This is a genomic window from Streptomyces sp. NBC_00310 (genome assembly GCF_036208085.1).
GTDB lineage: Bacteria > Actinomycetota > Actinomycetes > Streptomycetales > Streptomycetaceae > Streptomyces.
Map to the genome: position 1 here is coordinate 42369 of NZ_CP130714.1, position 11805 is coordinate 54173.

Annotated in this window: 5 protein-coding genes and 3 pseudogenes; 6 read left to right on the forward strand and 2 right to left on the reverse strand. The window is 73.1% G+C overall.

What is annotated here, in order from left to right; translation table 11 throughout:
* Positions 1-34 precede the first annotated feature (34 nt).
* From OG202_RS00135 to OG202_RS00150, 6 genes and pseudogenes are all read left to right on the forward strand, one after another.
* Positions 35-235, forward strand: a complete 201-nt coding sequence (locus tag OG202_RS00135) for an MbtH family protein (protein ID WP_326585347.1) — start codon at positions 35-37, stop codon at positions 233-235.
* Between the two features lie 31 nt (positions 236-266).
* Positions 267-1658, forward strand: a pseudogene (locus tag OG202_RS46290) (condensation domain-containing protein); the annotation flags it as partial.
* A 57-nt stretch (positions 1659-1715) separates the two neighbouring features.
* Positions 1716-3164, forward strand: a pseudogene (locus OG202_RS46295) (non-ribosomal peptide synthetase); the annotation flags it as partial.
* Between the two features lie 99 nt (positions 3165-3263).
* Positions 3264-4718: pseudogene (locus tag OG202_RS46300) on the forward strand (thioester reductase domain-containing protein); the annotation flags it as partial.
* A gap of 67 nt (positions 4719-4785) precedes the next feature.
* A complete protein-coding gene (gntD, locus tag OG202_RS00145) occupies positions 4786-5790 on the forward strand; it encodes a guanitoxin biosynthesis L-enduracididine beta-hydroxylase GntD (protein WP_326585345.1) in 1005 nt (334 codons plus the stop codon).
* Positions 5791-5816: 26 nt separating this feature from the next.
* Positions 5817-8294 carry an amino acid adenylation domain-containing protein gene (locus OG202_RS00150; protein ID WP_327726203.1) on the forward strand — a complete coding sequence of 826 codons (2478 nt, stop codon included), beginning with the start codon at positions 5817-5819 and terminating at the stop codon, positions 8292-8294.
* A 615-nt stretch (positions 8295-8909) separates the two neighbouring features.
* Here the strand turns inward: OG202_RS00150 and OG202_RS00155 are convergent.
* Together OG202_RS00155 and OG202_RS00160 are read right to left on the reverse strand one after the other, a co-directional pair.
* Positions 8910-10196, reverse strand: a complete 1287-nt coding sequence (locus tag OG202_RS00155) for a metallophosphoesterase (RefSeq protein WP_328222105.1) — start codon at positions 10194-10196, stop codon at positions 8910-8912.
* A gap of 109 nt (positions 10197-10305) precedes the next feature.
* Positions 10306-11784, reverse strand: coding sequence for an FAD-dependent monooxygenase (locus OG202_RS00160; RefSeq protein WP_327726205.1), 1479 nt, complete (start codon positions 11782-11784; stop codon positions 10306-10308).
* Positions 11785-11805 lie beyond the last annotated feature (21 nt).

The following is an 11805-nucleotide window of genomic DNA, read 5'->3' on the forward strand; positions in this document are numbered from 1 at the left end:
ACAACCGACCACCTCACATCACCAGGAGCCACGCATGGGTATCGACGACGCCGACACGGTCTTCCAGGTCGTCATCAACGAACAGGACCAGTACTCCGTCTGGTTCGCCGACCGGGCGGTGCCGGCGGGCTGGTCCGCCACCGGCCGGACCGGGAGCAAGCAGGAGTGCCTCAAGCACATCGAGAAGGTCTGGACCGATATGCGTCCCCGCTCGGTTCGCAAGCGCGCTGCCTGACCACCACCACAGCGAGGACGGGAGTCCGCACATGAGCACGGCGCATGAGATCAGTTCACTGTCCGCTGACGAGAAGCGCGCGGCCCTGGCCGGTCTTCTCGACGGCTCGGCATCGGCGTTCACCAGCAACCTCACCCTGGAGCAGCGCCGTCTGTGGCTGCTGATCCAGCTGGACGAGAAGCGGCCGTGGCAGACCAGCACCGCGGTGCGGCTGTCCGGCCGGATCAACCCGGCCGTGCTCCAGCAGGCGCTGGCGGCGGTCGTGCAGCGCCATGAGGTGCTGCGCACCACGTTCCGCACGGTGGACGGCAACGCGCTCGCCACCGTCAAGCCGGTGGCGTCGCTGCGGCTTCCGGTGGTCGAGGTCGATCCCGGCCGTCTGGAGGAGGAGCTGGAGCGGATCGCGGCGGCCGAGACCCGCCGCCGGTTCGACCTGGCGCAGGGCCCGCTGGTGCGGGCGAGTCTGCTGCGGCTCGGGGAGGAGGACCACATCCTGCTCCTGACCGTCCATCAGCTGGTGGCCGACCGTCCCTCGGTCGGGCGGCTCACCGACGAGATCCTGTCCGGGTACGCCGGGCAGCTCGGCGGCGGCGGTGCGGCCGGCGCCGGTGTCGCGAACATCCAGGCCCTCGGCTCCGCCCAGCAGGCGTGGCTCGGCGGTGACGACGCGGAGCGGGACGTTGCGTTCTGGCGCGGGCGGACGTCGGGTCTGAACACCCTGGAGCTGCCCACGGACCGGCCGCGTCCGCCGGTGAAGACCATCGACGCCGACGTGGTGAGCGTCTCCGTGCCGCGCGGGCTGCACGCGGCTCTCGAGGGGGTCGCGGCGGCGGGCGGCGGCACGCTGTCCGGGGTGCTGCTGAGCGGGTTCGCGGCGGTGCTCTCGCGCCATGCCCAGCAGAGCGACTTCGCGGTCGGTGTGCCGGTGCCGCCCACCTGGCAGGAGGGCGCCACCGATCTGGTGGGTCCACTGGAGAACACGCTGCCGCTGCGGTTCGAACTCGAGGCGGGCGAGTCCCTGTCGAGTCTGCTGCGGCGCTCGCAGTCGGTGCTGTCGCAGGCGCTGGGGCATGCGCGGCTGCCGTTCGAGCAGATCGTGGACGCGGCCAAGCCGGCCCGCGACCTGAGCCACACGCCGCTGTTCCAGGTGCTGTTCGGTTTCGAGGAGCAGTGGGCGGTCCGCGAGCTGCCGGGCGCCACCGCCCGCCCGGTCGACCTGCCGGTCACCTGGACGGCGCACGACATCGACCTGTACGCGGTGGTGCGCGACGGGGAGCTGGTGCTGCGCGCGCAGTTCAACACCGCCCTGTTCGACCGGGACACCGTCGAGCGGCTGCTGGGCAGGATGCTGCTGCTGCTGGAGTCGGCGGCCGCCGCTCCCGAGCGTGCCCTGGCGGACTTCCCGCTGCTCAGCCATGACGAGCAGGAGCGGCTGGCCGCCTGGAACGCCACCGGTGCCGAGTACGGGGGTCCGTCTCTGCTGCACGAGCTCGTCGAGCAGAGCGCGGCGGCCCGCCCCGACGCGGTGGCGCTCACCTCCAGCACGGCGGAGCTTACGTACGCCTCCCTGAACCTGCGCGCCGAGGCGCTGGCCGCGCGGCTCGCGGAGCACGGAGCGGGTCCGGAGAGCCGCATCGGTGTGCTCGCCGACCGTTCGGTGCACACGATGGTGGCCCTGCTCGGTGTGCTCAAGGCGGGCGGCGCGTATGTGCCGATCGACCCGTCCTATCCGGCGGACCGGATCGCGGCCATCACCGAGGACGCGGGCATCGAGTGCGTCGTCGGCGCCGAGAGCGCGCTTAAGGCCCTGTCGGGCAAGCTGCCCGGCGTGCGGGGTGTGCCGCTGCCGGTCGCCGACCCCGAGCAGCCGGTCGAGCGGGCCGCGGTGGAGGTCGCCCCGGACGGCCTGGCCTACATCATCTACACCTCGGGTTCCACCGGCCGTCCCAAGGGTGTGGCGGTGGAACACCGGCACATCGTGCACTCCACGCTCGCCCGGTCGGCGTGCGAGCAGCCGGGGCTGCCGGAGCGCTATCTGGTGCTCGCCCCGTTCACCTTCGACGCCTCCGGCGGTGGCCTGTACTGGACGCTGCGGCGCGGCGGCACGCTGGTCCTGCCCAACGAGACGGAGGTGCTCGACCCGCGGCTGCTGAGCGAGCTGATCCGTGCCAAGCAGGTCACGCACGTCGACGGTGTGCCCTCGCAGTACGCCGTGCTGCTGGAGACGGACGACGAGGCGTTCGCGTCGGTGCGCACCACCGTCCTGGCCGGTGAGGTGCTGCCGCCCGGCCTGGTGGAGACGCATTTCCGTCGCTCGCCGGGGGTCGCGCTGTTCAACGAGTACGGTCCCACCGAGGCGACCGTGTGGGCGTCGGTGCACGCGGTGTCGGCCCAGGACGCGCGCGGCAGCCGGGTGCCGATCGGCCGTCCTATCCCCAACGCCCGTATCCATCTGCTCGACAAGGCGCTCAACCCGGTGCCGCCCGGGGTGCCCGGTGAGCTGTACATCGGTGGTGCGGGTGTGGTGCGCGGCTATGTCAACCGGCCGGCGATGACGGCCGGGAGCTTCCTGCCGGACCCGTTCTCCGAGGAGCCCGGGGCGCGTCTGTACCGGACCGGTGACCTGGCCTGTTTCCGGCAGGACGGCACCATCGAGTTCCTGGGCCGCGCCGACACGCAGGTCAAGATCCGTGGCTTCCGTATCGAGCTGACCGAGATCGAGAACGTGCTGCGGCGCCATCCGCTGGTGGCCGCCGCGACGGTGATGGTGCGCGAGGACCAGCCGGGTGTGCCCCGTCTGGTGGCCTACGTCGTTCCGGTCATCGGCCGGGTGGTGACGAAGGAAGCGCTGGTCAAGCATGTGCTGGAGCAGGTGCCCGACTACATGGTGCCCAGCGCGTTCGTGACGCTGGAGAAGATGCCGCTCACCCGTAACGGCAAGACGGACACCGCGGCGCTGCCCGCCCCGGACCTGGGTCTGGAGGACTTCGTCGAGCCGGGCACCGAGCTGGAGGCGGAGATCGCCGAGACGTTCTGCTCGCTGCTGGGGCTTGCCACGGTCAGTGCCACCGCGGACTTCTTCGAGCTGGGCGGCAACTCGCTGCTGGTGGCGCGGCTGACCGCGCAGCTGTCGCGGACGCACGGGGTGACGCTGCCGGTGGAGCAGATCTTCCGGGTGCCGACCGTGGCCGGTGTCGCGCAGGCCATCGAGGAGGACCGGCGCCAGCGCGACAACGTCGACAGCGAGGTCCTGTACGCCCAGCAGCTGGAGGAGCTGCACGCGGAGATCACGCTTCCCGAGGAGATCACGCCCGGGAATCTGCCGCGCGCCGAGCTGTTCAACCCGCGCCATGTCCTGGTCACCGGTGCCACCGGCTACCTGGGCGCGTTCATCGTGGTGGAGGCGATCAAGCGCACCGAGGCGATGGTGCACTGCCTGATCCGCGCGGAGAACGAGGAGGCCGCGTGGGAGCGCATGGAGCAGACGCTGCGCACCTACCACGCCTGGGACGAGTCCTACCGCTCCCGTATGCGGATGGTCATCGGTGACCTGGCCAAGCCCCGTCTGGGCCTGGACGACGAGGACTTCGCGGCCTGCGCGTCCGAGATCGACGTGATCTACCACAGCGGTGCCGTCGTCAACTTCACCTATCCGTACGAGGCGGCGCGGCCGGCGAACGTCGAGGGCACCAAGGAGGTGCTGCGGCTGGCCACCACCGAGACGCTGAAGTCGGTGCACTTCGTCTCCAGTGTCGACGTGTTCATGGGCACGGCCACGGAGCGCCCGTTCACCGAGGAGGACCTGGACCCGCGGCCCATCAAGATCCCCACGGGCTACCCGCGCAGCAAGTGGCTGGCGGAGAAGATCATGTACATCGCGCGGGACCGCGGCATCCCGGTCACCATGCAGCGCCCGTGGATGATCACCGGCCACACCGAGACCGGTGCCTCGCACCACACCGACTACCTGTACGTCTACCTGCGGGGCTTTTTGGACCTGGGGGTGCTGCCGCTCTACAACGACGTCATCAACGCGGTGCCGGTGGACTTCACGGCCGAGGCCATCGTCTACACGTCCCTGCGGGAGGAGAACTTCGGCAAGAACTTCAACATCACCAACCCGGCGCCGACCACGATGACGCAGTGCTACCAGTGGCTGCGCTCGTTCGGTTACGACCTGAACGTGATCGACGAGGAGGACGCCCGCCAGCAGGCCCTGAACGTCGACGAGGACCACATCCTGTTCCCGATGACGCCGCTGCTGCGCGTGGCCACGATGCGCCACGCCGCGCTCGACCCGGAACTGCAGAAGCAGATCAACCCGATGGACGAGTGCCGGATGCTCACCGAGGCGCTCGAGGGCTCGGGCATCAGCTGCCCTCCGGTCAGCGAGGAGTGGGCGCACTCCTGCTTCCGCTTCCTGGTCGACGCCGGCTATCTGCCGGCACCCGAGGACATCGTGCCGCAGGACGCCGCCAGTTGATCGCGGCGAAAGGGGATGTGATGAACATACGAGAATGCTTGCGTGTGCCGGGGCCGGGGGGGTGCGCGTGATCCGCTACGTGAACCTCGACGACGCCGACCGGAGCGCGCTGCGCACGCTCACCGCATCGGTGCTCGCCCGGTACGGGTCGAGCAGCGCACCGGAACTGTTCGACGACCTGCCGTCCCAGGGCCACCGGCTGCCGTCGTCCCTGGTCAAGGAGTTACAGGAGTTCCGGGCCGGTGAAACGGCGTCGGCCCTGGTGGTGCGGGGCGTGCCGGTGGGCGACGACCGGATCGGTCCGACCCCGCAGCACTGGCACGACGTACCGCGGGACACCGAGGCCGAGGCGCACGCGGTGTTCCTGCTGCTGGCCTCGGCACACCTCGGTGACGTCTTCGGATGGTCGACGTTGCAGGGCGGCCGGCTCGTGCACGACGTGCTGCCCATGCCGGGGCAGGAGGAGTCCCAGAGCGGGCACGGCACGGTGGAGCTCGCCTGGCACACCGAGGACGGCTTCCACCCGTACCGCTGCGACTACCTGATGCTCCTGGGGCTGCGCAATCACGATGCCGTGCCCACGGTGGTGGCCAGTGTGGACGATGTGGAACTGACGGACGGTCAGCGTGCCGTGCTGTCCGAGCCCCGGTTCCTCATCCGCCCGGACACGCTGCAGCTCAAGAACGCGCAGCAGCTGACCGAGCACCAGGGTACGGCGCACTCCATCCATCTGATGGAGGACGATCCGGAGCCGTGCGCCGTGCTGTTCGGCCATCCCGAGCAGCCGTACCTGCGCATCGACCCGGAGTTCATGTCGGCCCTGCCGGGTGATGGGGAGGCCACCGAGGCGCTGGACGCCCTGTGCCGGGAGCTGCAGCGCAACCTGGTCGACGTGCCGCTCAGTGCCGGGGATCTGCTGGTGGTCGACAACTTCAAGGCGGTGCACGGGCGCAGCGCGTTCAAGGCCCGGTTCGACGGCACCGACCGCTGGCTGAAGAAGGTGGTCGTCACCCGGGATCTGCGCAAGTCCCGCACGCACCGGCGCACGGCGCGGGAACGCGTCCTGATCTGACGCCCGTGACGAGAGCAGGAGGAACCGTGTCCGACAACACGAGGCCGGTGGCGGACAGTCCGCTCGCCGACGCCTGGCTCGTCGGCGGCCCGGCGGACGTGCCGGCGCTGCGCACCCGGCTCGCCGCGCAGCGGCCGCAGGTCACGCTCACCGTGCACGACCTGACGGGCGTGGCGGACGAGTCGGCGTGGGGCGAGCTGGTCCGGGAAGAGGTGGCCGCCGCCCGCGCGGACACCGGGCACGCCCGCGTGCTCCTGGGCCGGCTCACCGAGAAGCGGTTCCTCCTGGTCGTCGTCACCGCCGCCCCGCTGCCGCCGGCCGCGGTCATGCGGTGGCTGTTCACCCCGGGCTCCCCCTTTCCGCGGGCGGGGGCCGGGGACGTCGCGGCGCCCCTGGCGGCAGAGCTGCCGGCCGCCCTGCGGTCCGGCGGTTCGCCGTCGGGGGTCGCGGCGACGGTGCACATCCCGGCCGGGCCGGTCGCCGACCGGCTGCGGGCGGCCGGGATGCCCGCCGAGGCGGCCCTGGCGGCCGCCGTGAACCTACTCCTCGCCCGGTACGGCGGCCCGGAGGAAAGCCGACTCCTCCTCGCGGGCGCCGACCCGGCGGCGGTGTCCCTGCGGGTGGACGAGACGCTCAAGGGGACCGCACTGCTGCGGCGGGCCGAGCGGGCGGTCGACGCGGGCACCCCCGTGCCCGCGCAGACCCGGGCGACGCTCGCCGTGGCCCCGGGCGGGCGGCTGGGGGCGCAGCGCGTCGGCGACCGTACGGTGGCGGGGGTACGGCTCCCCGACGCCGTGGCCCGGCACGGCCTGCTGGTCCTGCTCGACCCCGACGGGGACGGGCTGCGCGTCGACTACGACACCGGGCTCTTCGAGCCGGACGCGGTCGCCGCGTTCGCCGCGCGGCTGCCGGGCGTCCTTCAGGCGCTGCTCGGCGACACCCCGGTCCATGACATCGACGCGCCGACCGGCGCGGAGCGGGCCGCGCTCCAGGCGTGGTCACGCGGCCCGGCGCGCCCGGTGGAAGAGGTGTGCCTGCACACCCTGGTCGAACGGTGCGCCCGCCGCACCCCGGACGCGGTCGCCGTGGTGTGCGGCGACACCGAACTCACCTACCGTGAACTGGACTTCGCCGCCAACCGGGTGGCCCACCGGCTGCGCGCCGAGGGCATCGGACCGGGCCGCCTGGTGGCTCTGCTCACCGAGCGCGCCGCGCAGTCGGTGGTCGCGATGCTCGGCGTACTGAAGTCGGGCGCGGCCTACGTGCCCATCGAGCCGACCTATCCGGCGGAGCGCATCCGGCACATCCTGCGCGACGCGGGCGCCGACGCGCTGCTCGCCCCGCGGCCGCCCGAGGCCGACGTGCCGGTGCCGGTGCTGCTGCCCGCCGACATGGAGGGCCTGCCCGGCCACTGCCCCGGAGTGCGGGTCAGCCCCGACGACACGGCGTACGTCATCTACACCTCCGGTTCCACGGGGGTGCCCAAAGGCATCGCCGTGCACCACGGGGCGATCGTCGCGTCCACCGCGGCACGGGCCGCCGCCGGGCCCGCGCCGGGCCGTGATCTGGTGCTGCCGCCGCTGTGCTTCGACGGTGCGGCGGGCGGCATGTACTGGGCACTGACCGGTGGCGGCACCGTGGTGCTGCCCACCGAGAAGGAGGCGCACGACCCGATCGCGCTGCTGCGGCTGCTGGAGCGCGCGGACATCACCCATGTCCACGCCGTGCCCTCGCACTACCGGATCGTGCTCCAGGTCGCGGACGCGACGGTGCTGAGCCGGTTCGCCATGGTGGCCGTGGGCGGGGAGCAGCTGACACCCGAGACCGTCGCCGAGCATCTGCGGCACTGCCCCGACGCGCCGCTGTTCAACGACTACGGGCCCACCGAGTGCGCCGTATGGGCGACCACGCACCGCTGCGGGCCCGCGGAGCCGGCCGGCGCGGGCATCCCGATCGGCCGCCCGGTGCCCAACTACCGTGCCTACGTGCTCGACGCGCGGCTGCGGCCGGTACCGCCGGGCGTGCCGGGCGAGATCTACCTCGGCGGTCCCGCCGTGGCCCACGGCTACCACCGTCGGCCGGCGCTCACCGCCGAGCGGTTCCTGCCCGACCCGTTCGAGGCCGGCCGGCGCCTCTACCGCACCGGTGACCGCGGCCTGTGGTCGCCCGGCGGGCGGCTGCACATCCTCGGCCGGGTCGACCACCAGGTGAAGGTCCGCGGGTTCCGCATCGAACTCGGCGAGGTCGAGGCGGCGCTGCGCCGGCATCCGGCGGTCGCCGACTGCACGGTGCTGCTGCGTCAGGAGAAGGCGGGCGAACGGCTCGTCGCCTTCGTGGCGCTGGACACCGAGGTCGCGGACGCGGAACTGCGCCGGAAGATCGCCGAGACGCTGCCCGACGCGATGCGCCCCGATCACATCGAGGTGCTGCCCGCGCTGCCGAGGACGGCGGGGGGAAAGGTCGACGCGCTCGCCCTGCGGTCCATGGCGATCGCCGGCCGGTGATGAGGCCACCGTGCGCTGCGCACGGGCGCCGCACGGCCATGTGATCGATCCGTTCGGGGTGGTGGGACCTCCGTGCCCCTGCCCTGAGACGTGGCGAGAGGGCGGACGGACGTGACCGGGTTCGTACGGGACGTCGCGGGGCCGGGACGGGCCGCGCCGCACGGGTCGTCGGGTGCGGGTGGTCGGGTGCAGGTGGTCGGGTGCAGGTGGTCGGGGAGGGAGTCCCGGGCCGGGATCTCCCCCGCGAGAGCCGCGCCGGTTACGGCCGCAGGCCGGTCGGCGTGCGCTTGACGGCCGTGCTCGACGAGGCCGCCCCGGGCCCGCGCCCCTCCGGCACCCCGCACCCCGCATCCGGCATCCGGCATCCGGCATCCGGCATCCGGCATCCGGCATCCGGCATCCGGCATCCGGCGCAGGGTGGACGCCCTCGATGTGCTCCTCGGCCCGGGCGGCACCCTCACCGGCGCCGGTACTCCAGGCAGCCGCCTTCCACTCCCGCCCCCGCCCCGCCGCGCCCCGCCGCGGGCGTGCCCCTGCCGCAGGGGCCCGAAGGCGCGCGGCACGGAGGGGCCGGGCCGGGTCTTCGTCGTCCTCGCCGCGCCGGACCGGCGTGGATCACGCGCGCGGCGACGCCAGTTCGACGACCGTGATGTCCGGGTCCGCGCCCACCCGCACCGGCGGCCCCCAGAAACCGGTGCCCCGGGTGACGTAGAGCTGGGTGTCGCCGTACCGGTCGAGGCCGGCGACGGTGGGCTGGGACAGGGCCGGGAGGTAGGTGAAGGGCCAGAACTGCCCGCCGTGGGTGTGGCCGGACAACTGCAGGTCCACATCACGCTCGGCCGCCTCGTGGACCTGCACGGGCTGGTGGGCGAGAAGGACCACGGCCCGGTCCGGGTCACGCCCGGCGAGGGCGGCGTCGTAGTCGGGGCCCTGGCCGTGCTCCTCGCCGGTGACGTCGTTGACTCCGGCGAGGTCGAACCCCTCCAGCGCGACGTGCTCGTTCTCCAGCGGGCGCAGGCCCAGATCCCGTACCAGGTCGAGCCACTGCTCCGCGCCGGCGTGGTACTCGTGGTTGCCGGTGACGAAGAAGCTGCCGTGGGCCGCCCGGAGCCGGGCGAGCGGTTCGGCGGCCCGCCCCATGTCCCGTACGGAGCCGTCCTCCACGAGGTCGCCGACGACGGCGACCAGGTCGGGTTCGGTCCCGTTGATGAGGTCCACGATCTGCTCGGTGCGGGCGCGTCCGGCGATGGTGTTGAGGTGGATGTCGCTGACCAGGGCGATCCGGAAGCCGTGGGCCCGCGGGTCGAGCCGGGTGAGCGGCACGGTGAGGTGCTTGAGCCGGGGCGGGCCGAGCGCGGTGCGGGCGCCGTGGCCGACCGTCGCGGCCGCCGCGGCCCCCGCGGCCAGGGCGATGCCCCGGGCGACGAACAGCCGCCGGGACGGATCGGGGACGGCTGCCTGTGCCGTGTGCGCCGTGCCCGCGGCCGCCGTGCCCTCCTCCGCTGCCGTCCCCGTCCCCGTCCCCGTTCCGGGCACGGCGGCGGGGGCGGGGGCAGGGGCGGGGACCTGGGCCGGTTCGGCTGCGGCGGCCGGCCGGTGCCGCGCCGCCCGCAGCAGGAGGGGGCGTACGGCCTCGCCGACGAGGAGCGCGAGGGTGAGGTAGAGGAGCACGGCCGCCCACAGGAAGCCCGCCCAGACCACGGCGACGGCCAGCGGCCTCGGCAGCGTCCACTCGCCCGGCGGCGCGAGGACCAGGCACAGCCCGAGCAGCATGATCACCGCGGTGCCGATGCGGCGCGGCCGGGAGCCGCGGACCGTGGTGTCACGGACCGTGCGCCGCCACACGTAGTAGTGGACGGCGGCGAGGAGAGGAAGCATCAGGGCTACGAAGAGCGCGGACATCGCAGATGTTCTCCCAGCCGCGCGCCCGGACGGACCGCACGGCAGTAGGGCCCGTCGTGGGCCGCGGAAGGCCGGGCGCAGGCGTGGCCCGGCCGTCGGTCGGCGCGGGTCAGCCGGCGGCCGGTCGCGGGGCGCCGCACCAGCGGTGCAGCGCGCCTTCCAGGCCCGCGTCCGGGGTCCGGCCGGCCCAGGCGACGTATCCGTCCGGCCGGATCAGGACGTGACGCGGCCAGCGGTCGCCGATCGGTTCGGCGAGCACACCGGTGCGCAGGCGCGCCGACCACGCGGTCGCGGCCGGTGGTACGCGGTCGTCCGGGCCGAGCAGGACGAAGTGGCCGTCACGGAACAGCTCGTAGAGCCGGCCCGCTGCCTGCGGCGCGGCGAGCGGGCGGTCGGGCACGCGGCGGCCCACCCAGCGGCCGCCCCGGTCGGGCGGGTACCGCAGGGCGTGTCCGGACAGGTGCTCGACGTTGAGCCGGTGCACCGCCCTGATCCGCATCGACCACATGGTGACCTTGCGCAGGATGCGGGCCGGCAGGCCGTCGGAGGTCTCGAAGCGGAAGGACAGGTCGGTCTTGCGCAGGGTGTCGGCGGCGATCGGGTAGCGCTCGGCCTCGTAGCTGTCCAGGAGGGCGTCGGGCGCCGCGCCCTCGATCACCAGCCGGAGTTTCCAGCCGAGGTTGAACGCGTCCTGGATGCCGGTCTGCAGCCCCTGGCCGCCGGAGGGGATGTGGGTGTGCGCGGCGTCCCCGGCGAGCAGGACCCGGCCGGCCCGGTAGTGCTTGGCGTGCCGCTGGGAGCTGCGGAACCGCGACAGCCACAGCGGGTCGTGGATGCCGGCGTCCAGGCCGAGGATGGCCGCGCAGCTCTCGCTCAGGTCCTCCAGGGTCAGCGGCTCGTCGGCGGGGACGGTGAACTTCTGGCGGTCGAGCACGATGATCCGGTACGTGCCGTCCTTGAAGGGGAAGAAGGCCGCCATGCCGCGCCGGGTGATCCGGGCGTATTCGGCCGGCCCGGGCGGGCTGCTCAGCCGGGCGTCGGCCATCATCAGGGACTGCTCGTAGTTCCAGCCGTCGTACTCCACCCCGATCGCCTCGCGCACGGTGCTGTACACGCCGTCGCACCCGACGACGTACCGCGCCCGCACGGTGAGGGGACCGGCCGGTCCTTCCATGCGTACCTCGACGCCCGAGTCGTCCTGTTCCAGGCCGGTCACGGACGTGCCGAAGAGCAGTTCCGCGCCCGCCTTCTCGGCCGCCTTCTGCAGCGCATCCTCGGTCCTGGACTGCGGAATCGACAGGCTGAAGGGGAAGTTGGTGTCGAGGAGGCCGTAGTCCAGGTGGCCGTCCTCGTTGCCGAGCGGCGGGTTGGGGCACTCCAGTCCCGCGGCCAGGACGTCGTCGGCCCGCCCCCGCATGTCGAGGAGTTCCAGGGTGCGGGGCTCGACGGTGCAGGCACGGGAGAGCGTGCCGCGCTCGGTGTGCCGGTCGACGACGAGGCAGGAGACGCCGGTCCCGGCAAGTTCCGCCGCGAGCGCGAGTCCGGTGGGGCCGGCGCCGACGATGAGCACCTGCGGCGAGTGCGGCATCTGCTGACTCCTTCGGTCGGG